General features: G+C 65.6%; 22 protein-coding genes. 5 read left to right on the top strand and 17 right to left on the bottom strand.

The genetic code is table 11. The features are described 5' to 3' along the window. Positions 1 to 680: 680 nt before the first annotated feature. Together ACT54L_RS02005 and ACT54L_RS02000 are read right to left on the bottom strand one after the other, a co-directional pair. Positions 681 to 1478 carry a substrate-binding domain-containing protein gene (locus ACT54L_RS02005; protein ID WP_476083863.1) on the bottom strand — a complete coding sequence of 266 codons (798 nt, stop codon included), beginning with the start codon at positions 1476 to 1478 and terminating at the stop codon, positions 681 to 683. A 76-nt stretch (positions 1479 to 1554) separates the two neighbouring features. Further along, positions 1555 to 1710 carry a hypothetical protein gene (locus tag ACT54L_RS02000; protein WP_476083862.1) on the bottom strand — a complete coding sequence of 52 codons (156 nt, stop codon included), beginning with the start codon at positions 1708 to 1710 and terminating at the stop codon, positions 1555 to 1557. Positions 1711 to 1978: 268 nt separating this feature from the next. On the opposite strand from ACT54L_RS02000, the gene ACT54L_RS01995 reads away from it, so the two are divergent. The 5 genes from ACT54L_RS01995 (at position 1979) to ACT54L_RS01975 (ending at position 7680) form a co-directional block, all read left to right on the top strand. Beyond that, positions 1979 to 2374: a GFA family protein gene (locus ACT54L_RS01995; RefSeq protein ID WP_476083861.1), complete on the top strand. Its 396-nt coding sequence runs from the start codon at positions 1979 to 1981 to the stop codon at positions 2372 to 2374. A 253-nt stretch (positions 2375 to 2627) separates the two neighbouring features. After that, positions 2628 to 3038 (top strand): hypothetical protein, encoded by a 411-nt coding sequence (locus tag ACT54L_RS01990; protein ID WP_476083860.1) that lies wholly within the window; start codon positions 2628 to 2630, stop codon positions 3036 to 3038. Between the two features lie 36 nt (positions 3039 to 3074). Next, on the top strand, positions 3075 to 4232 hold the full coding sequence (locus ACT54L_RS01985) for an AraC family transcriptional regulator (protein WP_476083859.1): 1158 nt from the start codon (positions 3075 to 3077) through the stop codon (positions 4230 to 4232). A 308-nt stretch (positions 4233 to 4540) separates the two neighbouring features. Beyond that, positions 4541 to 5983 (top strand): CoA transferase, encoded by a 1443-nt coding sequence (locus tag ACT54L_RS01980; RefSeq protein WP_476083858.1) that lies wholly within the window; start codon positions 4541 to 4543, stop codon positions 5981 to 5983. Between the two features lie 5 nt (positions 5984 to 5988). Next, entirely contained in the window at positions 5989 to 7680 is a 1692-nt protein-coding gene (locus tag ACT54L_RS01975; RefSeq protein WP_476083857.1) for a carbohydrate porin, read from the top strand. 79 nt (positions 7681 to 7759) lie between these two features. Here ACT54L_RS01975 and ACT54L_RS01970 read toward each other — a convergent pair whose 3' ends face one another. The 15 genes from ACT54L_RS01970 to ACT54L_RS01900 all read right to left on the bottom strand — a co-directional run bounded on the left by ACT54L_RS01970 (position 7760) and on the right by ACT54L_RS01900 (position 25884). After that, entirely contained in the window at positions 7760 to 10183 is a 2424-nt protein-coding gene (locus tag ACT54L_RS01970; protein ID WP_476083856.1) for a TonB-dependent siderophore receptor, read from the bottom strand. A gap of 172 nt (positions 10184 to 10355) precedes the next feature. Then, positions 10356 to 11312 (bottom strand): FecR family protein, encoded by a 957-nt coding sequence (locus ACT54L_RS01965; protein WP_476083855.1) that lies wholly within the window; start codon positions 11310 to 11312, stop codon positions 10356 to 10358. A gap of 104 nt (positions 11313 to 11416) precedes the next feature. Then, positions 11417 to 11899 carry an RNA polymerase sigma factor gene (locus ACT54L_RS01960; RefSeq protein WP_476083854.1) on the bottom strand — a complete coding sequence of 161 codons (483 nt, stop codon included), beginning with the start codon at positions 11897 to 11899 and terminating at the stop codon, positions 11417 to 11419. A 276-nt stretch (positions 11900 to 12175) separates the two neighbouring features. Further along, positions 12176 to 12379 (bottom strand): hypothetical protein, encoded by a 204-nt coding sequence (locus ACT54L_RS01955; RefSeq protein ID WP_476083853.1) that lies wholly within the window; start codon positions 12377 to 12379, stop codon positions 12176 to 12178. Beyond that, on the bottom strand, positions 12376 to 13557 hold the full coding sequence (locus ACT54L_RS01950; RefSeq protein ID WP_476083852.1) for a PepSY-associated TM helix domain-containing protein: 1182 nt from the start codon (positions 13555 to 13557) through the stop codon (positions 12376 to 12378). The genes ACT54L_RS01955 and ACT54L_RS01950 overlap by 4 nt, the downstream gene beginning before the upstream one ends. Positions 13558 to 13832: 275 nt before the next feature. Further along, positions 13833 to 14699, bottom strand: coding sequence for an SDR family NAD(P)-dependent oxidoreductase (locus ACT54L_RS01945; protein ID WP_476083851.1), 867 nt, complete (start codon positions 14697 to 14699; stop codon positions 13833 to 13835). Between the two features lie 79 nt (positions 14700 to 14778). Next, positions 14779 to 15612, bottom strand: a complete 834-nt coding sequence (locus tag ACT54L_RS01940) for a shikimate dehydrogenase family protein (protein ID WP_476083850.1) — start codon at positions 15610 to 15612, stop codon at positions 14779 to 14781. Between the two features lie 14 nt (positions 15613 to 15626). Further along, positions 15627 to 17075 (bottom strand): NAD-dependent succinate-semialdehyde dehydrogenase, encoded by a 1449-nt coding sequence (locus ACT54L_RS01935; protein ID WP_476084400.1) that lies wholly within the window; start codon positions 17073 to 17075, stop codon positions 15627 to 15629. A 178-nt stretch (positions 17076 to 17253) separates the two neighbouring features. Next, on the bottom strand, positions 17254 to 17976 hold the full coding sequence (locus ACT54L_RS01930) for an ABC transporter ATP-binding protein (protein WP_476083849.1): 723 nt from the start codon (positions 17974 to 17976) through the stop codon (positions 17254 to 17256). Beyond that, entirely contained in the window at positions 17973 to 18728 is a 756-nt protein-coding gene (locus tag ACT54L_RS01925) for an ABC transporter ATP-binding protein (protein WP_476083848.1), read from the bottom strand. The genes ACT54L_RS01930 and ACT54L_RS01925 overlap by 4 nt, the downstream gene beginning before the upstream one ends. Further along, positions 18725 to 19948 carry a branched-chain amino acid ABC transporter permease gene (locus tag ACT54L_RS01920; RefSeq protein WP_476083847.1) on the bottom strand — a complete coding sequence of 408 codons (1224 nt, stop codon included), beginning with the start codon at positions 19946 to 19948 and terminating at the stop codon, positions 18725 to 18727. The genes ACT54L_RS01925 and ACT54L_RS01920 overlap by 4 nt, the downstream gene beginning before the upstream one ends. Positions 19949 to 19953: 5 nt before the next feature. Continuing rightward, positions 19954 to 20895: a branched-chain amino acid ABC transporter permease gene (locus ACT54L_RS01915; RefSeq protein ID WP_476083846.1), complete on the bottom strand. Its 942-nt coding sequence runs from the start codon at positions 20893 to 20895 to the stop codon at positions 19954 to 19956. 96 nt (positions 20896 to 20991) lie between these two features. Then, positions 20992 to 22239: a branched-chain amino acid ABC transporter substrate-binding protein gene (locus ACT54L_RS01910; RefSeq protein ID WP_476083845.1), complete on the bottom strand. Its 1248-nt coding sequence runs from the start codon at positions 22237 to 22239 to the stop codon at positions 20992 to 20994. 56 nt (positions 22240 to 22295) lie between these two features. Further along, complete coding sequence (locus tag ACT54L_RS01905; protein WP_476083844.1) at positions 22296 to 23648, bottom strand: acetoin dehydrogenase dihydrolipoyllysine-residue acetyltransferase subunit; 1353 nt, start codon at positions 23646 to 23648, stop codon at positions 22296 to 22298. A 49-nt stretch (positions 23649 to 23697) separates the two neighbouring features. After that, the gene (locus tag ACT54L_RS01900; RefSeq protein WP_476083843.1) at positions 23698 to 25884 is read right to left on the bottom strand and encodes an alpha-ketoacid dehydrogenase subunit alpha/beta; all 2187 of its coding nucleotides are present in this window, start codon (positions 25882 to 25884) and stop codon (positions 23698 to 23700) included. Positions 25885 to 25997: the final 113 nt, after the last annotated feature.

Here is a 25997-nt window from a genome sequence, read left to right as displayed (position 1 = left end):
GCCGGGTGCGCCAGTCTTTTCAATGCCTAAGCTGGTCGGCCCGGTGATCCTTCCAAGGGTCCGGAAGCGCATGGGGCGCATCGTGGGAAAGCCCACTTCGCGTGCCGCCCGCGTCGAAGGCTGGCGGATAACCTGGCTTGAAGGCAGGTTCCAGAGGTTTGAAATCCCCGCCGTTTCCGCCGCCGGTCATGCAAACGAGGGGTCCGCATGCGCGCCCGGTGATGCGGCGCGCGCACGGCCTGGACCGGGGCCGGTTCAGTCGACGCGAAGGGGAAGCGCGTCGCGGTAGCCTGGGCTGGCAAGTGAGCAGATGGCGGTGAGGCCGTTGGCACCGCTGCCGACGGGGGCCATCTTCCAGTTCCTTCCTGTCTTTCGAGCCCGCGCCATTGTGGCCTTTAGGGCGATCGGGGCGGAAGGCGCGAGACGCCCCATCGCCTGGGTCTCCCCGTCCCGCTCTTGCGAGGGGGCCGCATTGCAATTGCAGTGCAGGGGGGAGGATGGCGCAGGCGCGCCTTTGTTCCGGCCCAGGGAAGGACGGCGATCCGCGGCCCCGCGCCACGCACGGGGCAGGGGGGGCAGGGGAAAGTCCGGGGCCCGTCCTTGTGGCACGTGCGCTTGAGGCGCAGCCGGCCTTCGGCGAGATCCGGCCCGGCCCAAGGGGGGCCGCACCGGCGCGCCGCTTACGGTTTTTCCATCCCCTTGGCGGCGAGCAGCGGTGCCATGTCTGGCGCGGCGAGGGTGGCGAGGAAGGCCGCGGCGGTGTCGGGATTGGATGGACTGGGCGCGAGCGCCCCGGCATAGATCGTATAGTTCTGGATCGCGGCGGGCAGCGGCGCCACCAGCTCGGCCCCGGGCACCGCGAGGATTTCGCTCACCTGATGGATGGCCATGTCCGCCTCGCCCGAGACCACCCGCGTCGCCACCAATCCGCCCGGCACCAGCACGGCCTTGGCCTTGATTTCATCGGCAATGCCCATGCGCTCGAACAGGCCGACGAGATAAATGCCGCTCGATCCCCCGGAGGCGGGGTCGATCATCGCCACCTTGCGGGCGGCGCGCAGAGCGGCTGCGAAGGCGTCGGGGGTGGAAACGTCCGGCTTCGGCGCGCCGACCTTCACCGCGACGCCGATGCCGACCTTGGCAAGCAGCACCGGCGTGCCCTGTGCCACCCGCCCGCTCTTCTGCAGGGTGCCAAGGGCGGCGGGCGTGAGAATGAGCACGTCGAAGGCCTCCCCACCCTCCACGCGGCGGGCGAGCGCGCCGGCGGTGTCGTTATCCACACTCACCTGCGTGCCGGTCGCTTCGGAGAACCGCTTGGCGGCCTCGACGACCACTGGCTTGAACGCACCGGTGGTCAGAACCTTCAGATCGCCAGCGGTGGCGTGCCCGCAGAACAGGCCAAGGCCGAGCGCGAGGGTGGCGAGGCGCAACACGGGCGCGCGGCGGGTAAATGTCCGGATGAGGCGGGTCGCGGGCATGGGCGGCCTGAGGGCTGGTTGGTAGGCTGCGCGAGAATAGCGGGTCAGCGCGTCAAATCCTTTCACGGGCGCGTGTTCATGACGGTTTGCGCTCGCGTTGTTCATAGCCGTGGAGGGGCGGTGACCCTTCCCATCTGGTGGGCCGCCAGCGCACGAATGCGATGACCGCCGTGCCGCCGGGCCGGCCGTTCATGCCGATGTCGATCGGACATTCGAGGTCGAATGCCTTCACCTCGGAGCCGTCCTCTTCGCGCTGAGGCTGCGTCTGGGGCGGATCGGTGTCGTCGGTCTTCGGCTCGTCTCCGGGCCACGGCGGGATGGCACATGTTGACGGTCGACCAGAGGAGACCGGGAAGCTGGGCATCACGCCGGGTGGAGCGCTTGCGCCGTCAGCCCTTCAGAGCGATCTATGACATGAGGCTAAAGTGGCACGCAGTACCAGGTTTTACTCGAGCAGCTCCCGTCCTGGGCGCCGGCGCAGTTCCTGAGAGAAAGAAGCGATGCGAGGCGGTTGTTTGTGCGGCTCCTTTCGGTACCTCCTGAAAGGCGAACCCAAGAGCTCGGTGAATTGCCACTGCGGCATGTGCCGTCGCCATAGCGGCGCGTCCTTCCTCACCTACGTCGCCGTCGCGCAAACCTCGTTCCATGTGGAGACCGGGACCTTGGTTCCATACCGGTCGTCCGAGCATGCCGTACGCACCCATTGCGGCACGTGTGGCAGTCCAATGACCTTTGTATTCGACACGGACCCCGAAACCATCTGGGTGACCGCAGGCTCACTGGATCATCCGAACCTATGCCCGCCATCCGAGAACTGGTTCATCCATGACAAGCTGGCGTGGACCACGCTCGACGACCATATCAAAGCCTGGGAGGGGGCGCCGCCGGAGGGCTGACATGCCCCGCTGTTTACCGCTCGGGTTTGCCTGAGGCCCGCCATCTTCGGCGCCCTGGAGCAATCTTTCTGGGAATGGCGACCGCGCGACCGCGGCGGCCGCGTGCACGCCGCCCTCGTGCACGCCCATTGGCGGTGTTCCCCGGCCGCGAGATTGGCCGGCATTCCCCACTTTCTGGCCGAAGTTCACCTTTCGAGCATGGGAGGCCCATGTCTTTATCCACCCAGCTCAAGCAAAGCGGTGTGGGAAGATCATGGGACAGCATATCGACGCGTTTTGCGAGGACTTGCGTGAGAAGTTGACCGGTATCGACGACGCTCTCGGCGCGCTGAAAAGCAGCGTCACGGATCGGGGCGCCCAGGCCGATGAGATGGTTCGGGAACATCTTGGCGCAGTGAAGTCGCGGATTGAGCAGCAGCACGAGAAGGTCGTCGAGGCCAATCGGCACGCCAAGACCTGGATCGAGGAGAAGAAGGACGCCACCGAGGCCGAGATTGCTACGTGGAAGCAGAACCATGAGCGGCAGAAGCTGGAGCGGCGCGCCGAACGGGCCGAAGACTATGCCCGCGCGGCCTCGCAGCTGGCCGCGGCGGCCATAGACGAAGCCGAGGCGGCGGCGCTCGAAGCGTGGCACGCCCGATCTGACGCCGACAGCGCGGGTTAGGCGCAGCGGCCGATCGAAAGAGAGGGGGGCTCGTCTATGGCGTTCGATGCAAATATACTGGATGGCATCGGTTCTGGCGGGGCACGCCATTTTGTGCCGATGCTGGAAATTGCGTTTCGCCCCGAGGGCGTTCGGGCTTGCGCACGGAGCCATTTGGTGTCGATGGCTGAGCACGATCCCCCCGTTCGATCCGGGGTGAACGACAAGGTCCACTCGGCCGCCAAGATCGTGGCGGTGCGGGATGCACTGTTGCGCGAGGGCATTCCGGCAGAGGCGGCATTGGCCGGCACATGGATGAATGCCGCCGCCCCCATCACGGCGGAGACGCGGGTCTCGATGGCCGACATCCTGCGCGTCTACGCCAATGCTGCGCGGCTGACCGCCAGCGGTCACTTCGCCTTCCACGTGGGCGCAAGTCTCCATGTGGCGAGCTATGGGCAATATGGCTTCGGTGTGCTTAGCGCGACGAGTTTTCGGGCCGCCATCGCCTTCGCCACCAAGTATCATCTGGTGTCCGCACCTTTGGTCTCGCTGGGCTTTGAAGAGGCGGACGGGACGGCGTCCTGGATCGTCGAGCCGATCGCCCATCCGCTGGTCGATGAGGGCGTCTATCGTTTTCTCGTCGAAATGCAGTGCGGCCAGAACTTGTCGCTCCACCGGGACGTCATGGGATCGGACTTCGGATTCGACGCCGTGGAGGTCACATGGCCGGCCCCGCACGCCGCCGACAGGAGCGCGGCGGTCCTGGGATGCCAGGTGGCGTTCGGAGCCTCCCGCAATCGGTTCACCTTCGCGGCCGCGTGGCTGGATCGCGAGGCACGCTTCGGCAATGCCATCAGCTCAGCCGAAGTCATTGCTTTGTGCGAGGCGCGCCTGCGGGAGATCGACGAAGCCAGCGGAACCTCCGGGCGGGTGCGCACCGCATTGCTTCGCGGCCGGCTCCTGCCGCATTCCATCGACGCGGTCGCCGATGAGCTTGGCACGTCGGTGCGGACATTGCGGCGGCGCCTCGCCGCGGAGGGAAGTTCCTTCCGCGAGATTCACGACGATCTGCGCCGCGACCTCGCGCTGCGTCTCCTTCAGAAGAAGGGGACGACGGTTGAGGAGGTCGCTTTCGCGCTGGGGTTTTCCGATGCCGCAAATTTCCGGCACGCCTTCCGCCGCTGGACGAACCGTTCGCCCCGGCGGGGATGAATGGGCCGGATGGAGCGAACGCCCTCTGCCCGTCGTCTCCGTTCAAAGGCACGCCGTGACGCCGTGACCTGAAAGGGATCGGGCATTCGCCCGACGGCCTCTGTCTCACACAAGCCGTTTCCGCTGCGTCTTCGCCTTGGAGCGCCGCGAACGGATCGTCGTTGAGGCCATGCGTATCGCTGCGATGGCTCCGGGCTGTTGCGCGCGTGCTCGATCACGCCTGCGTCCGACCTCTCGACCTGATGCCGGGTGCATGGCTGTGGCCGCAAGCCACCGCGCCGCCCGCAAGCAAACTCTTGGAATTGACCATGACGATACATGACATCACGTCAAGCGCGCTGGATATGGACCGGGAATTTGCTCTCCTGATGCAAGGCATCGGTCTATCCCCGGAAGACACCGGCGGCACCATTCGCTTTCTCGGCGCCGATCCCATCTATGGGAGCCGGCACCGCATCGGCGCCTGCATTGCCCTTCCGATGATGGGCGCTGCCGCTGGCGCCGCGACCATCTGGAACATGCGCACGGGGGGGACGCAGGATCTGAGCCTCGACCTGCGCCGCGCCATCCATGGCGTCAACCCGCTCTATCAATTCAAGCCAACAATAAACGGTTATTCTTATCAAATGCCCTACGGCCAGGGCAATAATATGATGTTTGATCTTTATCTGACCAGGGATGGCCGCTGGGTGCTTCCGACCGGCGCCTATCCCCATATGACCGCCGAATGGAGTGCCTTGCTGCGCTGTTCGCACGAAAAGGCCAGCATCGCCAATGCCATCCTGAAATGGGATGCGGAAGATCTTGACCAGGCGGCGGCCGAGAAGAACATGATCTTCGCCATCTGCCGGTCCAGCGAGGAATGGGCGCGCCATCCCCAGGGCGAGCTTCTGGCCTCCAAGCCCCTGATCGAAATCGAAAAAATCAGCGATAGCGCGCCGGAACCGTTCGGCGCGGCGGAGCGCCCCTTGTCCGGTGTCCGCGTGCTCTCGGCGACGCATGTGATTGCCGGCAATGTGGTCTCCCGCACCCTCGCCGAGCAGGGCGCAGAGGTGCTGCAGATCGCTCATCCGCAGGAGTTCGAGCACGAGGTCCTGGCCATCGACACCTGCGCCGGCCACCGGTCCGCATGGCTCGACCTGAAGACGGTGGAGGGCAATGCGCGCGGCCATGCGCTGGCACGCGGCGCCGACGTCTTCGTCGACAGCTATCGGGGGCGGAGCCTGAGCAGGCTCGGCTTCTCGCCGGAGGCATTGGCCGAGACGCGGCCGGGGCTCATCTATTGCTCCATCCGTTGCTACGGCTATGAGGGCGTGTGGGCCAATCGCGGCGGCTTCGACATGGAAGCGCTGTGCGTCAGCGGGTTCACCTTCCGCGAAGGCACGCCCGACAGCCCGAAGTTTCCCCCCACCCTCGTCATGAATGACTATATCGCCGGCTACATGGGCGCGGCGGGCGTGACGGCGGCGCTCATCCGCCGCGCGCGGGAAGGCGGCAGCTATCACGTCAAGATTTCCCTGACGCGAAACGCCATGTGGTATCCGACCCTTGGCCTCGTGGATCCGCATGCGCTGGAGCCCGACAACGAGGCCCATCGGCTGCTCCCGCCTGACACGATCACGCGCCAGACCCCCTATGGGGAGCTCGTTCGACTGGCGCCCGCGGTGCAATTTTCCCAAACGCCTGGCGCCTGGCCCGACGGTGTCGTCACCGTCCGCGGCTCCTGCAAGCCCGAGTGGCTGGAGGCGTGAGACCGATGGGCCTCGAACACGGACGGCGTTCGCCGCGCGGTGACAAAGCCGAAGCCGCGTGCGCGAGGGGGAGCCTCATGGCGCAGGGGGACATGCAGATGCAGCGGTCAGCGGGCCTTGGGCGCGTATTGTGTTGGGCAGCGACGGTTGCGGGCGCCATGATCGGCGGGGCTCCCGCACGCGCCGACCAGGCCATCGGCGAGTTTCACGGGCTTGCAGACGCTCAGAACGCCGGTCCGCCCGCCGAGACTCCGGCCAAAGGCGCCGGGAAGGCCAATGCGGAGCCGGCGCACACTGATCCGTGGGGGCCGGTCCCGACGGACAAAATATCGCTCGTCAATCTCGCCCCGGGCCTGGTCGCCTATTTCAACAATGGGCCCGTCTTCGGCGTGCCCGGCACCGTCACGGGCAGCCTCTCCGAGCGGACGCAGCTCCTGGGCGATTGGGGGGGCTTGCGCACCGAATGGGCCCGCAAGGGCCTGTTCATCGACCTTTATACCACGAGTTCTGTCCAGGACGTCACCTCGGGCGGCACCAAGACGGGAAGTTCATTCGTCCAGAATTCCCAATTGGTGGTCAATCTCGACACCGGGCGCGCGGGGCTGTGGGACGGGGGGCTCATTCATTTCAGCCTCCAATCGCGCTATGGCGGTTCCCCGGCGGATACATTCAACGCGGGCAGCATTGCCCCGCAATATACCGGGCTGGTGGAGCCGGGGCCGACCTTTTCGAGCACCACATTGCCGTCCGAGTATTTCCTCGTGCAGGCGCTGAGCAAGGAGACGGCCCTTGTGGTGGGAAAGATCAGCGACGTCTTTATCCCCGACCAGACCCTCTTCGCCGACAGCTACAAATATTACTTTGCCAATTTCAATTTCAACAAAAACCCCATGACGATCAATTTCTATCACCCGATCGCATGGGCCGCGCTCGGAGTCTACGCGCCAACCCCCTGGCTGGCGTTCGCGGGAGGCGTGCTGGACCCCTATTCCCAGGCGGATAACTTCGCCCAGGACGCGTTCCAGAAGGGAGCGAATTTCTACGCCATGGCACTGGTGTCCTACGACATCGGCGGGTTGCCCGGACAATTCTCGCCGGCCTTCAACTGGTCCAACCAGCCGCAGCTCGACTTGGCCGCGCCCTATGGCGCGGTGACGGTCAGCCAGATCCCTCAGGCCATCGGCGCCCTGCTGGGTGCCAACGGAACCGAGGGTCTTGCCGCCAATTACATCGACAACAGCTGGTTTGCCATCGCCAACGTGTCGCAATTTCTCTATGTGCGGGACGATGCAGCGACGGTCCGGCAGAAGCTGAAGAGCGGCGGTGTCATCAATGGCGTCGGCCTCATCGCCCGCGCGGGCTACGCGCCGCCCCAGACGAACATGATTACCTATAATGCGAGCATCGCCCTGTTTGCGCACGGGTTGCTGGCCGAGCGCCCGTACGACAGTTTTGGTGTCGGCTTTTACTATAACGGCATCAGCGATGACCTGAAGAAGTCGGTGAAGATGATGACCGCCGGCCTCACGGATGTGCAGGATGAGAAGGGTCTGGAAGTGTTCTACGACTTTGCCATCACCCCGGCGGTCCATATGATTCCAGGCTACCAGCACATCTGGAACCCGGTTGCCGCGCAGGTGGCCGCGCAGCAGGACCATGCCGACCTGTTCACGCTTCGCCTTACCGCCGCCTGGTGACGGGGAACAGCCGGTATAGGGGAGGAGGCTCCTGCTTTTTCGCCTTGCCCCTTCCTCGTCGGCGCCTTGCTCCAAACACTCAGAAGTCCATCACGGCCGAGAATTTGAAGGTTCTGGGAAGACCCGTGGAGACCCACCCGTCGTTCACGGCCGCCCAGTAATTCTTGTCGAAGACATTCTCCACCGCGAAGCGCACGGCGAGGGGGTGGCCGAAGGCTTCCGTCTTATATTGGGTGCCGAGGTCGAAGCGGATCCAGCTCGGGATCTGCTGGGTGTTTGCCTGGTCCACATATTGCGAACTGGTGGTGATCATCCGCGCCCATAAGGTGAGGCCGGCAATGGGCTCGGGGTCCCATTCGATGCCGATATTGGTTTGCCAGGTGGGAACACCCACCGCCGCATTGCCGTCATAGAGGCCGTCCGCTGTCTGGGTCAGCGTGCCCTGGGTATAAGCGACGCCACCAAGGAGGCGCAGCCCCTGCCAGAGCTGGCCGAAGACATTGATCTCCACGCCCCGGTTGCGCTGCTCGCCGTTCACGCTGAAGACAGACTCGCCCGCCGCATTGGTGGAAATGATGCTGCTGGGCTTTGTGATCTGGAAAAGACTGGCGGTGGCGGTGAAGGCGCCGAAATCATACTTGATGCCGGCTTCCATCTGTTCCGTCATCATGGGTGGGAACACTTCGCCGGCATTCACCGTGCCCTGGTAGGCAACGGGCCCCTGCTGCAGGCCTTGGATGTAATTGGCATAGAGCGACAAATGGTCGACGGGCTTCACCACCAGGCCGAAGGCGGGTGTCACCGCCTGCTTGTCATAGGCCTGCGAAATGCTGCCATCCGGGTTGAACACATCCACCTTGATTTGCTGGTACCGCACCCCGGCGGTGAACAGGATGCGATCGTCCAGGACGGAGAGCGTGTCGGTCAGCGTCACCGCGGGTGCGTTGATGTCCCAATATTTGGGCGGGTCGTCGCTGAAGCCGAAAGTGGACGGGGCCGCCACCGTCGGCGCGTTGTAAATGTTGGTGTCGAAAGAGAAGAAGCCGTAATAATTACTTTCCTGGTACAGGTTCTGGTACAGGTAGGACGTGTTCAGATTGACCTTGTGGCCGATGGGGCCGGTGGTGAACTCGCCCCGAAGGCCGGCTTGCGCCGAGATGGCATTGCCATTGATGGGGCTGTAATAGGCCGTGGCCGTCGCGTTGCCCGCGCCGTCAAGAACAAAGATGTCGGTGGACAGCATGGACTGCCGATAGGTGCTGCCGCCGATGCCTCCATAGAGTGTCCAGGATGAATTGATGTCATACTCGAACTTGGCCAGCCCATAGGCCGTCCTGGTGCCGGAATATTCCCAATTCTGGTAGATCTGCTTGCTGGCATCCGGCGCGTGGGGAATGGCGATGTCGGAGGCAAAGCCAAAGCCGGCGGCGCCGGTGGGGGCATAGGTCTTCTGGTCGATATAGCCGGCGTCGAAGCTCGCCCGCAGGTCCTCTCCCCGATAATCCAGCGCCAAGGTGCCTGCCCCAAGCCTGGCGGACTGGCCGTCCACGGACGTGTCGCCGTCCATGAAGATGCCGTTGACGCGCACGCCCCATTCCTTGTTGGCGCCGAACCGCCGCCCCACGTCCACCTGGGTGCCCAATTGGCTGTCGGAGAAATAGCTGCCGGTAATGCGCGTGACGGGCTCGTCCGTGGCGCGCTTGGGCACCACATTGATGGAGCCGCCCAGCGAGCCATACTGGGTGTAGCCGGTCAGAAGCGCGTTCGGCCCCTTCAGGACCTCCACGCGCTCCATGGTTTCCACCGGGATGAGGCGATCGGGCGAAATGCCGCCATAGCCGTCGATCAGGATGCTCTGGTTTGTGACGCTGAAGCCGCGGATGAAGAAGACTTCGCCCGCGCCGGCCGACGAGCTGATGCCATTGGTGAAGACCCGCACGGAGGGATCATTGGCCATCACATCGGCCACGGTCACGGCCTGCTGCTCCTGGATCACCTTCGAGGTGTAGCTGGTGATGCTGAAGGGCGCATCCATGATGCTGACATTGCCCAGCACACCCAGGTGCGCGCCGGTGGCCACCTGGCCGCCCGCATAGACAGGCGGCGTATCCCAGTCGTTGATCCCCAGCCCTTCCACGGTGATCGTATCAAGCGCGATGGAGCCGTCGTTTGCCCCCGCCGCCGCCTGGGGGCGGGGCTGGGTGATGAGGACGCTGGTGGCATCGGAAAAGGCATAGGTGAGCCCGGACCCCTGCAGCAGCCGCGCCAGGGTCTGCTCGCGCGTGGCGGAGCCCTGAAATCCCGGCGACGTCTTGCCGGTCGCGATGGCGGCCTCATAGGACACTTGCGTGCCAGATTGCTTGCCGAAGGCCGCGAGGGCGCGGCTCAGCGGGCCGGCGGGGATGTTGAATGGGAATTGCGCGCTGGATTGGGCTTGGGCGGGACGGCCCATGAGCACGCCCTGCACCGGGATGGCGGTGGTCGCCAGCAGCGTTGCGACCATGACCTTGCCGCCAATGCCGGCGACCCCCCCTCTCCCAGACCCCGGCCGCATGTCCCCGCCTCTCCGTCGTTTTCACTGGAGGGCTGGCATGGCCAGGTGGCTCGCTGCTGTCGCCCCTATTGGGCCTTACGAGCGGAGGTCGAAAACCTCCTGCACTTCTCACGCTTTTTTCTCAAAGGGGCGAAATCACCGTCGCATAGGGGCCGATCCGGCGCACTTTCGCGCCGAAGGGACGCACCACCGCCTCTAGGGCGCGGGTGGGGTTGGTCAGGTCGAACACGCCACTCACCACCCGCGATCCGAGGAAGGGGTCGGCGATGACCACCCGGCCGGGCTGCCAGCGGGCGATCTTGGCCACCAGCGCCGAGACGGTCTCCCCGTCCGCGATCACCATGCCCTCCCGCCACGCGGCGATCTGGGACGAATCGCGCACGCCGCGGGAGACCTTGTGCGAGGCGGGATCGAGCGTGATCCAGTCGCCGACGGTCAGGCGCGTGCCTGAGGCCAGCAGCGCGTCGGGCGCGCGCACCTCCACCACCCCCCGGTCGACGCAAATGGATGTGGAGCCGCCATCGCTGGTCATGTCGAACGCCGTGCCGATCGCCGTCGCCGACACCGAGCCCGACAGGACCGAGAAGGGCCGGGCGGCGTCGCGCGCCACCTCGAAAAAGGCCATGCCGTCGAGGAGCGTGACCTCCCGCCGGTCGTCGGAGAAGCGGATCGCCACCGTGCTGTCCGGGCCGAGCGTCACCACGCTGCCATCGGCGAGCGCAACGCGCCGGATCTCGGCCGTGGATGTGGCCTGGTCCGCGCGGGCGTGGCGGATCGCCTCGGGGCCGAGCCAGGCGCCCGCGGCTGCGGCACCAAGGCCGATGACGCCGCCGATCACGAGGGTGCGGCGTGTGGGCAAGCGGGGGTCGTCGGTCGTCTTGCGCTGATCGGCGAGGACCTTGCCGGTCATGCCGTGGATCTGCGCCACCCGCGCCCAGGCGGCGGCATGCGCGGGGCTGCGCGCGGCCCAGGCGCGGACCATGTCGAGCGAAACGGAATTGGCGGGATCATTCTGCAGGCGGATGGCCAGGTCGGCGGCTTCCCGAAACAGCAGGCGCTCTTCCGGCACTTCGCTCATGGACATCCCTCGTGCAGGCGGGCTACCGGGGTGGCAGGGGTCGCGGGCTTCCTATCACTATACGAACGGCACGCGCGCATGTTCAGCGTCCTGAAACGCGCCGCTCAAAGGCCGTTCAGGCGCAGGTCGATGTGCTCGTAAGCCTCCCGCACCAGGGCCCAGACCCGCGACCGGGACAGGCCAAGCTCCGCCGCCACCTCCGCGACCGTCATCTCCTCGATCCGGTGCAGCTCGAAGGCCCGCCGGGTCTTTTCCGGCAGTTCGGCCAGGGCCGCCGCGGTCAAGGCGAGCCTCTGCCTGTCATAGACCGCCGCCTCCTGGGACGGGGAGGGATCGAGGAGCGCCTCGAAGCCCTCGGTCCCAAGGTCCACCCGGTTCAGCAGCCGCTCGCGCCGCAGGTGGTCGATGGAAAGGTTGCGGGCCACCCGGAAGAGATAGGCGGTGGGGTTGCTCACCGGGGCAGTCTCGGCGGGCGGGGACACCAGCACGCGGACGAACGTGTCCTGGGTGAGGTCGGCCGCCATGTCCGCCGTCAGGCCGCGCCGGCGCAGCGCCTGGGCGATGTCCTTGGCGTGCCGTTTGAACAATGTGGCGAGATCCCAACCCACTGAAGCCCCACCCTCCGGTCGTGCCGGTGCCGTCCATGCCTTGGCAGCCGTCGCTCGTTTCAAGGACGGCCGGTTGCGCCGGCATGCCCTTCCAAGAGAGCGTGCCGCATCGCGGGGTGTGATCTAGCGTAGTATGAAATTCCCTTGCAACACCAATGATTTATATCGATTCTAAGGCGCGTCGGGCGGGCCCGATCCGTGCTCTCCATGGCGTTGCGAAATATCGGACATTTCAACTGGTTGAGCCGTCCGGCCTTATTGGCGCCCGGCTCTGCGATATCTGGCGCAAAGCATGTGCCAGAGCGCGACAAGGAGCGGGACGCCGAGCGCGATCCAGGACAGGACCCACCAGATGCCGCCCTCGCCCAGCAAGGCGGAGACCAGGCCGAACGCGGTGAGAAGGGCGAGGCCCAGCGGCCAACCCCATTGTCCCCAGAAGGCCGCAGCACGTCCCTTCACTCCGCCGCCTCCGGCAGGCGGGCGGCGGGGCGTTGAGGACGCGTGTGCCCAGAGGGCGCGGCGCGGCGGTGCTTCGAGAGCCAGAGATAGAGGCCGCTTCCCAGCACGGCGATGGTCACGAGGTCGAGCAGCGCCCAGATGATCTTGAGCGGTAGGCCACCATAATCGCCGAAATGCAGCGGGCGGGAAATTTCCAGCGCCCGCAGGTACCAAGGCATCTCGACCACAGCCGTCAGTTCGCCGGTTCGCGCATCCACCAGCACCGGGCTGAACAGGCGCTCGGCCAGGGGCGTCCTGCCGTGCGCCCACAGCAGATAATGATGGGGACTTCCGAACGGACTTCCGGGGTAGATGACGGTGACCACATGCATGTCCGGCAGCGTGCGGCTCGCGCTGTCGTACGCGGCCTGCACCGAGGCCAAATCCTGCGGCGCGGGTGGCGCCTTGCCCTGCCATGGCGCCAGCATGGCGCGCACCTCGGTGCGCTGCCACAGGTCGAACAGGGGAGAGGCCAGTTCGTTCAGGACACCGGTCGCGCCGACCACCAGCACCCACAGGGCGGTGACAATGCCCAGCAGATTGTGCAGGTCGAGCCAGCGGGTGCGGCGCGCGCGAGTGGCGCGTACGGCACCGAACTTAAGCTTGCGCGTGAAGGGGCCGTACAGCACGATCCCGGACACGAGCGCGGCCACGAAGAGGAGGCCCATCGCCCCCAGGAACAGATTGCCGGTCAGGTCCGCGAACAGATCCACATGGAGGCGGAGCATGAGCGTCATGAAGCCCGTGCGCTGATGCTCGATCGGTTGGGATTGCTCCATCACCTCTCCGCTGCGCGCATCGAAGCGGATGAAATGTTCCAGCCGCGGGTCCTGTTCGATCGCGGCGAACGATGGCGCCATCCACACCACCACCTCGGGCTCTTCATCGTCCTTGAACAGCGAAACGATGGCCTCGCCCGGATACATGCCCCTTGCCCGCTCCACCAGGCGGTCGAGCTGGAGGTGCGGCATGTCGGCCGGCATTTGCGCAGGGGCGGGAGGCGGATCGATCCAGTGGTCGATCTCCTCGTGAAAGATCAGCGGCAGGCCGGTGAGGCAGATGAGCAGCAGAAAGACCGTGCAGACCAGGCTGGTCCAGGTGTGGATGAAGGCCCAGATCCTGAGCGTGCTGGCCGGCATCATCGCGTCCCTTGCCTGCGACCTGAGGGAGGGGGGCAAGGTCGGCACCGCCGCCCCACGGGTGGCGCATGGGAGGCCGTCTTCGTTCACCCGCGGGGCTCCTGCTCTTGGGAGCCCGCACGGCTCCCTCCTAGCTAGACGAGCGAAGGAGCGGATTGTCGCGCAAATTATTCACACCGAACTGCCGCGAGCGGCTTTGGGCCTCACCGATGGTGCGGGCGTCACCCGCGCCACCGCCTGAAGGGACGATGGCGCGGACCGGCCGGTCTCAAGCCTCAGATATAGCCATAGGCGGTCCACCCGCCATCAACCGCCAGGACCTGCCCCGTGACATGGGCATTCAAGGGATCGCAGAATCCAAGGACGGCCCGGGCAATATCATCGGGGGTCGCGAGGCGTTTTTGAGGAGTCCGGGCCCGGATCGCCTCCAGGTCCAGCCGGCCTTCCTCCTGCAGCTTGTGGACCAGCGCCGTTTCAACATAGCCGGGCGCCACACAGTTCACCCGAATCCCGTGCTCGGCCCATTCAATGGCCAGGGACTTGGTCATCATGGCGACGGCGGCCTTGGAGGCGCAGTAGGGCAGCCGGTTCGGTGCCGCGACCAGGGAATAGATGGACCCGATATTGACGATGGCTCCCCCGCCGTGGGTCAGCATGACATGGGCCGCCCGCTGGGCGCAGAAGAACACGGCGGTCTGATTGACCCCGATCGTCCTGTTCCAGTCCGCCTCGGTGAGGTCCAGAGTGGGCTTATTGCCGCTCACGCCGGCGTTATTGACCAGCACGTCGATGCGCCCGTGGTCCCGCTGAATGCGGTCAAACATGTCAACCACTTCCGCGTAATCCAGGACCGAGCCGATGAATGGGGCGGCCCCTCCGCCGGCGGCCGTGATGAGGCGCGCGGTCTCCGCGGCCGCGGCCTCGTCCAGGTCGATGATGCAGACATGATGGCCCGCCTGCGCGAGGGCGAGAGAGATGGCGCGTCCGATTCCTGCGCCGCCGCCGGTGATAACGGCGTTCCGACCGTGAGACATCATGTAACTGCCTTCATCCCATTTCCATTGATCTTGCCACCGGGCAGCCCGGCCGCCGGAAACGCTCGATCCTCTTGTTTCCAGGCGTCTTGCCGACGCGAACCGCACCCCGTCGCGCGGATGTGCGCGTCGAGCGCGATCCGATCAGATCGAATCCATCTGATCGGTGAATCGCCTCACGCATGCTCTAGCCGGTCGGCAGAATGCCTTTATCGACGGCGTCGGCCGAAAGCGGCAGGCCAAGGAAGGTGGCGATGCTGACAATCTGGCCCAGAAGCATGTGCTGGCCGTGATGGACCCGGCAGCCCCGCGCCCGCGCGGCAGCCAGCAAGGCGGTGTCGCCGTCCCGCATGGCCGCCTCGCTCACCAGGGTGTCCGGCCCAAGGCGTGCGGGATCCAGGGGCAGCGGCTCTCCGTCGCGCAGCCCCAGGGCCGTGGCGTTGATGACCAGGTCGAAGCCGGCCGGGTCATCGGGACCTGCGCTCACCGAGGCGCCGGGCAGCGCGCGGCGGATCCGCTCTGCGGTCTCCACCGCGCGCTCCGGCGTGCGGTTGTGGATGACGAACTGCGACGGGGCCTCACGCGCAATGGCCAGCGCGATGGATTTTCCGGCCCCGCCGGCCCCCAGCAGCAACACGCGCCGGCCCTTCACGTCGTGGCCCGCACTTTTCAGTCCGGCGACGAACCCCTCTCCATCAAAATTGCCGCCCACCAGCCGCCCGTCTTCCTCCCGCCGGATGCAATTGACCGATCCCACCAGGCGTGCGGCGTTGGAGAGCTCATCGCAGGCCGCAACGACGCTCTCCTTGTGGGGGATGGTCACGATGATCCCGGCCAGGCTCTCCATCTGCCGGACACCGTCCAGGAAGCGCATGAGCCCGTCTGGCTTCACATGGAACGGAACGCACACCGCATTCAGCCCCTGGCGCGCGACGGAGGCATTGAAAAGCTGGGGCGTGCGCACATGCCCGATGGGGTCGGCCAGGATGCCGACGACCCGTGTGTTGCCGTTGATGGTCATTGGCGCATGCCCCCTCAAATCCCGCCCATGCAGATGTACTTGACCACGAGATAGTCCTCGATGCCGTAGTGCGATCCCTCGCGCCCCACGCCGGACTGCTTGACGCCGCCGAAGGGCGCCACCTCGTTGGAAATCAGGCCCGTATTGACGCCGACGATGCCGGATTCCAGCCGGTCGGCAATCCGCCACACGCGGCCGAGGTCGCGCGAGTAGAAATAGCTGGCAAGGCCGAATTCACTGGCATTGGCGAGCGCCACCACTTCGTCGTCGGTCTCGAAGCGGAACAGAGGCGCCAGGGGGCCGAAGGTCTCTTCCCCCGACACGAGCATGTCCGGTGTCACATCCGCCAGGATGGTCGGCTGGAAAAAGGAATGCCCGAGGGCGTGGCGCCCACCGCCCAGCACAATGCGCGCGCCCTTGGCGGTCGCGTCGCGCACGTGCTCCTCGACCTTCTCGACCGCCTTGGCATCAATGAGCGGGCCGATCCGCACGTCCTCCTGCGTGCCGTCGCCGACCTTCAGGCTTGCCACCGCCGCGGCCAGCTTTTCCGTGAAGGCATCATAGACCCGCGCATGCACATAAAGCCGATTGGCGCAGACGCAGGTCTGGCCAGCATTGCGATATTTGGAGGCCACGGCGCCTTCGACGGCGGCATCAAGATCGGCATCATCGAAGACGATGAAGGGGGCGTTTCCACCCAGTTCCATCGAGACCTTCTTGATGGTGCGCGCCGATTGCTCCATCAGCAGCCGGCCGACTTCCGTCGAACCGGTGAAGGTGACCTTTCGCACCAGCGGATTGGAGGTCATCTCGCTGCCAATGGCCCGGGACGAGCCGGTGATGACCGAGAACACACCGGCGGGAACGCCGGCGCGCTCTGCCAGCACGGCCAGCGCCAACGCCGTCAAGGGGGTCTGCGAGGCCGGCTTTACCACCATCGTGCAGCCGGCCGCCAGCGCGGGACCCGCCTTCCGGGTAATCATGGCCGCCGGGAAGTTCCAGGGCGTGATGGCCGCGCAGACCCCGATGGGCTCCTTGGTGACGACGATGCGCTGGCCCTGGACCGGCGCGGGGATGATGTCGCCATAGACACGCTTGCCCTCTTCGGCAAACCACTCGATGAAGGACGCGGCATAGGCGATTTCGCCCCGGGCCTCCGCCAGCGGCTTGCCCTGCTCGGCGGTCATTATGGCACCCAGGTCTTCCTGGTTGGCCATGATGAGATCGAACCAGCGCCGCAACACGGCGGCCCGCTGCTTGGCGGTCTGCGCCCGCCAGGCCGGCCAGGCGGCATTGGCCGCCGCGATGGCTTCGCGCGCCTCCTCTGCGCCCAGATCGGGAACGCTGCCGACTTTGGCGCCCGTGGCCGGATTGAAGACATCGATCGCGCTGTCCGCGCGCACCCAGGTCCCGGCCACGAAACATGCGTCCCGCAGGAGACCGGCATCCTTCAGCTTCACCATCATCCTCTCCTCTTTCGCTTCCAGGCCGAGAGGCGGGACGACCCCGGGCGCGGCGGATGCCGTTTGCCGAAGGTCGTCTCCCTGATGATCCTTCACCGCGAGCGCCTCTCGAGGGGCATCCGGCTATGGGGCAACCGGGGCGCGGGGGGCGGGACGAGCAGCGCCGTGATGGCGCGGCTCACACCGCGATCCATTCTTCCATCAGTTTCGGGTTGGACGTGAGATCGCCGGGCGCGCCCTCGAAGACGATCCGCCCATGGCCCATCACGCAGACACGCTGGGACACTTTCAGGGCGATGGTCAGCTTCTGCTCCACCAAAAGCACCGCGACACCGCGCCGGTTGATGTCCGTGATGGCCTCGCCGACCACTGTGACGATCTTCGGCGCGAGGCCTTCGGTGGGCTCGTCGATGAGGATCACATAGGGGTTTCCAAGCAGCGAGCGGCACATGGTCAACATCTGCTGCTCGCCACCCGACAGGCTCCCCGCCCGCGTATTCCTGCGCTCCTTGAGGCGCGGGAAATAGTCGAACATCTGCTCGACGGTCCAACGCGGGGCATTGTCCTGACCGCGCTGCTCGCCCATCCGCAGATTCTCGTCCACCGTCAGGTTGAGGAAAACCTCCCGCTCCTCGGGAACATAGGCAATGCCACTGCGGCAGATCATATAGGGCCGCGCGCCGGCAAGGTCGCGCCCCTGCAGCCGCACGTGGCCGGAGGTGGGAGGCACGAGGCCCATGATCGCCTTCAGCGTCGTCGACCGCCCCGAGCCATTCCGGCCGAGCAGGCTGACCACCTCACCCCGTTCGATATGGAAATTCACGCCGTGGAGGATATGGCTCTTGCCATAGTGGACGTGAAGCTCCTCGACGCTGAGCACCGCGGGTCCAGGCTGGGTCATCGGCTGGCCTCCTCGCCCAGATAGGCTTCCTTGACGAGGGCATTGGAGCGGATCTGCGCCGGGGTCCCGGTGGCGATGATCTCGCCATAGACGAGAACGCTGATCCGATCGCTCAAGGAGAAGACAACATCCATGTCGTGCTCCACGATCAACAAGGTGCGGCCGCGGCTGATCTCACGGATCAGGCCGACGGTGTATTCCGTCTCTTCGTGCGACATGCCGGCCATGGGCTCGTCGAGCAGGATGACCTTCGGGTCCGAGGCGATGGTCATCCCGATCTCAAGGGAACGCTGCTCGGAGTAGGACAGTTCGCTGGCCTGCGTACCGGCCTTGTGCGTCAGCCGCACCCGCTCCAGCAATTCGTCGACAAGGTTGGTCACGGCGCGCGCCCGGGCCACGAACCGCCAGACCACGAACTCCATCTTGAACCGCCACAGCACCGCCAGCCGCAGGTTCTCGAAGACGGTCAGTCCCGGAAAGATGTTCGTGATCTGGAACGAGCGCGCGAGCCCCTGGCGGTTCACCTCGTTGGGCGCCATGCCCTGGATCTGCCGGTCTTCGAGCAGGATGCGCCCGCTCGAGGGCGCGAACTGCCCGGAGATGAGGTGGAACAGCGTTGATTTTCCCGCGCCGTTGGGGCCTATGACCGCGTGTCGCTCGCCCTCGGTGATCGCGAGATTGACGCCCCGGATGATCTCGGTCGGCCCGAAGGACTTGCGGACCTCATGCAATGACAAAATCGGGTTCGTCATGCCCGTTCTCCCTTGGCGGCGTCATGGCCGCGCACCGCAAGGCGCAGCAAGACAATCCCGATGCCCGCAAGCAGGGTGGGCACCGTCCACGTCTGCCAGGAGAAGGGGAACCATTGCAGGCCGAGGAAACTGATGGGAGGCCAGCCCCCGGACACCGCCAGCGCCCTGTAGTCGCTGGAGAAGAAGCGCTGAGCCAGCTCGATGCCGCACACCGTTCCGGCGACGATCGCAAGGCAGCCGATGGCGCCGACCAGACCCACGCGGGGACGCCGCAAGACTTTCAGGTCACCGCTCTTCAGGCCCCGGAAAATCTCGCCGACGATGCCCTCTGGCAGAAACATCATCACCACCACGAACAACAGCCCCTGATAGAGCAGCCAGGAGCGGGTCATGTCCGACACGGCATAGCCGAAGAAGGTCATCAAGGCCCCGCCGACCGCTGGTCCAAGGAAGACCTTCACGCCGCCGATGAAGCTGTTGAGGACCACCGTGGCCGAGAGCTGCGCATCAAGGACGACATAATTGGCGGCTTCAATATTCATCGCCTGAAGCGCGCCCGCTATGCCCGAAAACATCGCCGAGACGGAGAAGACGAACACGCTCAGCCAGTGGACGTTGTAGCCAAGGAAGCGGAGCCGGTGCGCGTTTTCCCGCAACCCCAAGGTCAGGCGGCCAACCGGGGTCAGCGTATAAAGGTACAAGGCGCCGATGGACAACAATACCCAGGCGAGCGTCAGGTAATAGACATCCACATTGCTGCCGAAGCTTATGCCCCATGCCGGGCTGCGCATGGACGAAATGCCGGCCTCGCCGCCGAAGATCCCCTTCAGATGCGGGGCCAGGGCATGCAGAAGTTCCGACAGTGCCAGCGTAATCATGGCGAAATAGACGCCCGTCCGCTTGGTCGCGAACCAGCCGGCCAGAATGCCGCTCACCAGCCCGAACAATCCGCCCACCAGCGGCAGCAGGGGGGTGGGCAGAAGCCCGTTACCGCCCAGCGCGTTCATGGCATGGATGGTCGCGAACGATCCGATGCCGAAATAGGCGGCATGGCCGAACGACAGCAGGCCCGCGCCCCCGCACAGCAGACTGAAGGCCGACGCGAAAAGCGCGGCGATGAGCATCTGAATGGCAGCGTTCATCAGAGACGGGGTCAACACGGCTGGAGCAAGAACCAGCACCGCGACGCCGACCAGGATAGAGGTGATTTTCAGGTTCATCGCAGTCAGCTCTTTTCACCGAACAGTCCCGACGGGCGCACCAGCAAGATGAGCAGCATCAGTGCGAAGGGGATCGTTGCCGCCAGGCTTGAGACCTGCAGCGTCAAGAGGCCGCCGACACCGCGCGCCCAATCGCCAAGCCCCACCAGCGCGAGGATTTCCGCGGCGCTGACATCGATGCCCACGGCAAGCGAGGTGACGATGCCGATAAGCAGCGATGCCACCATCGCCCCCTCCAGCGACCCAAGACCGCCGATGACCACCACCACGAACACCATGACCCCCAGCTCCAGCGCCATGTTCGGATTGGTGGTGTAGAAGGCGCCCGCCACCGATCCGGCCAAGCCGGCCAGAGCCGCGCCCACGCCAAACACGCCCATGAAGACCAGCGGCACGTTGTGCCCCAGGGCTTCCGCCATCCGCGGCCGGTATATGGCCGACCGCACCACGATCCCGACGCGCGTGGTGCTCAAGAGCAGATAGATGACGATGAACATGAACACCGCCACGCCGCCCATGAGCAGGCGATAGGCCGGATAGGCCACGCCCCCGATGTCGAACGCGGCAAAGTTCAGGGACGCCGGAATGCGGTAGTCCACCGGGAAGTTGCCGAAGAACAGCTTGATCAGCTCTGCGATGATGAAAGACAGACCAAAGGTCAGCAGAAGCTCGTGGGCGTGTCCGTAGCGGTGGACCCGCCGCAGAAAGTAGCGCTCCACGATGACGCCGATGGCACCCACGAGGAGCGGCGAGACGAGGACGGACAGCCAGAAGCCCAGAACGCCCTGCAAGGCATAAGCGAAATAGGCGCCGAGCATATAGAAGGAGGCATGGGCGAAGTTCAGCACGCCCATCATGCCAAAGATCAGCGTCAGTCCGGCTGACACCATGAACAGGAGGAGACCATAGATCGCCCCGTTCAACACAGAGACAAGCAGATGTTCCATTTCAGTCCCCGGCTGACGCTAGATGTGAGAGTGCGCTGGCGACATGATCGTTGACGCACTCCCCCGTTTTTATGTTTTGATCGGATGTCCGGCCGATCAGTTCGGCCGAACCATCTTGCAGTCCGCCTGGACCGGAGAGGAGACCTCGGCCGCGGTGAACAGCTTCAGCGGCTTGAAGCCGAGACGGGTGCCATCCACCTTGTACTTTGCGTCTTCCGAGACGATGGACGCCACCATCGGCAATTGCGCCTGGTGATCGGCCGCCCGCATGGTCATCTCGCCCATGGGGGAGGTGATCTTGGTGTTCTCGATGGCCTTGGCGATGGCGGTGGCGTCGATCTTGCCGTCCGGCGCCTTCACAGACTTGAGGGCCTCGCCGAACATGGCCAGGCCGAAGACGGTCTGGGGCTCGATGAAGACAGGGTAGTGCCCCGTCTTAGCCTTGTAGTCCTCCACGAAGGTGGCGCTGACTTCACCACCGGCTTCCGCATTGAAGGGATGGGCCACCACGTGTCCGATGGCCACGTCTCCGGCATTGGCGATATTGCCGGGCTGATCGAGGAAGGCGGTGCCGAACCGAGCCTTCAGGCCGCTTCCGTTCGCCGCCTTCATCAGCAGAAGCAGGTCGTTCGACCAGTTTCCGGTCATGACCGTATCCACATTGGCGGCGGCGATCTTGGCGGTATAGGGCGAGAAGTCCTGGATCTTGGAGACGTCGTGAAGGGTCTTCTCAACCACCTGGTAGCCGCCGAGCGGAGCATCCGCCACGATGGCATTCTCCATGTCGACGCCCCAGGAATAGTTCTGGTTGATGGAATAAACCCGGGTGCCGAGAATGCCGGCGCCCTTCATGGCCTCGACCAGCGTCTTCACCCGAATGGGGGCGTTGCTGTTGAAGCGGAAGTGATAGAAGTGGCACTTGGCGCCCGTGAGCTCAAGCGCTTCACCGCCCACGTTCAGGAAGATGATCTCCTTCCCGGGGTTGCGCATATTGTGCTTGCGCACGTCTTCCGTGATCTGTCCCGAAACCGCCGACGAGGCCCCCTGGACGATGATGCGGGCGCCATCGGCGATGGCCGCCTTGACCTTGTCCGCCGCACCCACCGGGCCGCCCTGGTTGTCGTATTCGATCAACTGGATGGGCTCTCCCGCCCAGCCGCCGGCGGCGTTGATCTTGTCGATCTGGTAGCGGGTGGCCGCCTTGAAGAGGAGGCCCGTCGAGGCCTGCGGTCCCGAGAGGGTCTCGATCAGGGCAATCTTCATTTGCTCGGCCGCGACCGGCTGGAATGCGGCTGTGGACGCCAGAAGCATGGCCGACGCGGTGATGGTCCGTAGCATAGTCATAGGATCCTCCCTGTTTTATTTAGAGATGTACGCTCGTCTTACGTAGCCGCTCGCGCCTAGCGCAGGTGATGGTTCAAGAGGCGCCAGATGTCTGCCTTCATCTCCAGGTGCGGCATGTGCCCCGCTTCGGAGAACAGGTGCAGCGCGACGGGACCGGGCAGGCCGCGCACATGGCGGGCCGGGATGATCCGATCCTTCAGGCCGAAGACCACCGCGACCGGGATGGACAGGTTCTCAAGCTGCCGGCGCACGCTGAAGGCCTGCGTCCCGCACGGAAAAAGTGCGGATGCGAGCGCGTTCTGGGCCGTGACCAGCCCGTCATCTTCCCGCGCGGCGGCGCTGGCGCGCACGAAACCCTGTCCGAGCGCGCTCGGGTCCGCCACAAGTTCCCGTAGCCACGGCCCGAGGCTGGCTTCGGACCGCGCCCGGCCGAGGCCCTCGATAAAGGCCCCATTGATGTCGGGTCCCAGACCAGCCGGGCTGATGAGGAAGAGGGAGCGCACGTCAAGCTGCCCGCGGCCCGCCAGCGCGGTCGCCACGGCCGCCCCGAGCGAATGCGCCACAAGGTCATGCCGCTGGAGGCCGAGCCCGAGGAGCGTGGCTTCCACGAGGTCAACCATGGCGTCAAAATCGCGGGCCACATGGGCGAGAGACCCGCCGTGCGCGGGCAGGTCCACCCCCAGCACAGGCCGGTTCGTGGCGGCGCCCGCCAGGAACGGGCGCCAGCCGCCATGGTCGGAGCCAAAGCCATGGAGGAGGACGATGGGATCGCCCTCGCCGCGGCGCAGCCAGGCATGGTTCAGCAGGCCATGCGCCGCGACGGCGGGGCTGGCAGGGGGTGGCGCCGCCGCAGGCGCCGGTTCAGGGACGGCGACCATGCTTGGACGGGCATCAAGGGGGGCGCTGGTGCGCTGGGCCAGAACGTCCAGCCGCACCACGCGCCCGCCGGGGCCGCTTCCCTTGATCGTCCGCAGATCGATCCCGTGCATCTCGGCGAAGCGCCGGGCGAGCGGAGACGCCTTCACCTTGCGGGGAGGGGGAGGCTCGGACCGGGTCTGAACAACGACCCCGGCGCCACGGGCATCCTGCGCGGCCGCAACAGGCGTCGTCGCCGGCACCGGCGCCGGATGATCCGGCCCGGCGGTGCCTTTGGGCGGAAGGGCCTCGCCCTCGGCCGCGATCATGCCAATGAGGGTGTTGACGGGGACACCCTGCGAATTGTCCCCCACCAGGATGGAGGCGAGGATGCCCGCATGGGGGGCTTCCAGCTCCATCAGGGCCTTGTCGGTCTCGATCTCGGCGATGGCCTCGCCAAGGGAGATGGCTTCGCCTTCGCTCTTCAGCCACCGGACGAGGTGACCCTCCTCCATTCCGGCGGAGAGCGCGGGCATCAGGATGTCGTGCGGCATGGGAACGTCTCTGCCTTGCTGGCGACCAAGCGATGGGCGAACGGCCAGGTCACGACAGGGCGCGCCCCTGGTCGGCCATGACCTTCCTGACACCGGCCTCGATCTCGGCGGGTCCGGCACAGGCCGCCGCCTCCAACACCTTGGAAATGCTGGGGGACGCTTCGCCGCCATGAACGCGCTGCACCGGCTGGTCCAGGTCATCGAAGCAGCGGTTCTGGATCTCCGCGGCGAGCATGCCGCCGTAGGAGGTGCCGATGGAGCCCTGCTCGACGATCAGCACATTGCCGGTCTTGGCGATGGAGGCTTCGATCGTGTCCCAGTCGAGACCGGCGCGATCCAGGCTTCGCAGGTCGATCACGTCCGCGTCCACCCCGAGGCGCTCGACCACGTCGAGGGTGGGCTGGACCATGTTCAGATAGGTAATGATGGTCACGGCCGAGCCCGAGCGCACGACCTTCGCCTTGCCCAGTGGGATGAAGTAATCGAGATCGTCCACGGGGGCAGGCCCGCGCGTGTTGTACAGGTCCACATGCTCCAGGACGAGCACCGGATCCTTGCACTTCAGGGCGCTGTTCATCAGCCCCACATAGTCGAACGGTGTCGAGGGGGCGACGATCCGCCAGCCCACGGACGTTGCAAAAATGCCGGCCGGATCCATGGAGTGCTGCGAGCCGTATCCGGTGCCCATGGCGATCTTCGTGCGCAGCACCAGCGGCACATCGGAGGTGCCGCCGAACATGTGCCGCGCCTTGCCGATCTGATTGAAGATCTGGTCGGCGGCCACCCACATGAAGTCGGGATACATGAATTCGACCACGGGGGTGTAGCGCCCGTCCATGGCGATGCCGCCAGCAAGTCCCGCGAAGGCATTCTCGCTGATGGGCGTGCCCAGGACGCGGCCGGCGAATGCCTCGCTGAGGCCACGCGTCGCCCCGTTGGTGCCGCCCTTGAGGCGATGGACATCCTCGCCCATCACCACGATGCCGTCGTCCTGCTGCATCCGCCGCTGCATCACGTCCGCGACCACGTCGATGAACTTGGCCTGCGGGGTAATGGCGCCCTTGAACGTCTCCAATTCCTCGGTGCGGACGCCGTCGAATTCGGACAGGTCGCCGCGCACGCCGAAGTCGCGGAAGTCGGTGGAGGGCCAGAGCGTGGGCTTGATGCGCCAGGTCTTGTCCGAGCGCTCCACCAGCTCGCCCGCCACATCGTCCATCAGCTGCCGGGCGCGCTCCCGCAAGGCCGCCACCTGGTCTTCGCTGATGAGCTGCCGCAGCCCCATTTCCCGCGCCAGGAGGTCGATGGGATCACGCTGGCGCCACTGCGCCTCTTCCTCCTTGGTCCGATAGCCGAAGGCGCTGCCGGGCAAGGGGCCATTCTGGTGGAAGAAGCGATAGACATCCGCCTCGATGATGGTCGGACCGCCGCCGCTGCGCATGACCGCCAGCGCTTCCTCGGTCGCCAGCGCGACCGCGAGCGGGTCCATGCCATCCACCTTCCAGGCCGGGATGCCAAAGCCCAGGCCGCGGGCGGACAGGCGGGTCTCCGCGGTGACTTCGTCCACGCGCGTGGAAACCGCGTACCGATTGTTCTCGATGAAGAAGCAGAGCGGCAGCTTCCAGGCTGCGGCAAGGTTCATGGTCTCAAGCACGGAGCCAATATTGACGGCGCCGTCGCCGAAATAGGTAAAGACCGCGTCCCCCGTTCCGGCCCGCCGATGCGCCCACGCCGCGCCCGCCGCCATGGGAACGCCACCCCCGACGATGGCATTCGTTCCCAGATTGCCCGCCTCGGCCCACCGCAGATGCATGGAGCCGCCGCGCCCGCTGCAAAAGCCCTGCGCAAGGCCGAGGATTTCGGCCAGCGTCTTCTGTGACAGCGCGCGGATGTCCGACGAGAACGCAGAGGTGGGAGAAAGACCTTCCGGGGCGATGAATTGCAGCGACTTGGCCAGGAACTGGTGATGGGCGCGATGGGATCCATTCACCTGGTCGGTGGCGCGCATCATGACCGCCGAGCCGGTGGCTCCCCCTTCCTGCCCGATGGCCGAATGTGCGGGACCATGGACGAGGCTCCGGCCCGCCAGTTCCAGGGTCTTTTCCTCGAACGCGCGGATCAGGACCATGGAGGTGAGCATGGTTCCGAGCAGCGCCGGATCGGCAGAGTTCCAGTCTTCACGCGTGGCGCTCAGCTCCCGCCACGGCGCCAGCGGCGCAAGATCGGCATAACGAACCATCGAGGAACTCCAAATCCCGGACGTTTTTGTCATTCTGAAATCAAGGCGGGGCGTAACTTGCGAGTCGGGCGTGGAGGCACGTCGTCGACTGCGCGATACGCTCCATTCTTGTC

The sequence above is a fragment of the Aquabacter sp. DMC10 genome (assembly GCF_056314145.1).
The sequence above is the reverse complement of the archived record's forward strand: the minus strand, read 5'-3'. Positions and strand labels throughout refer to the sequence as shown.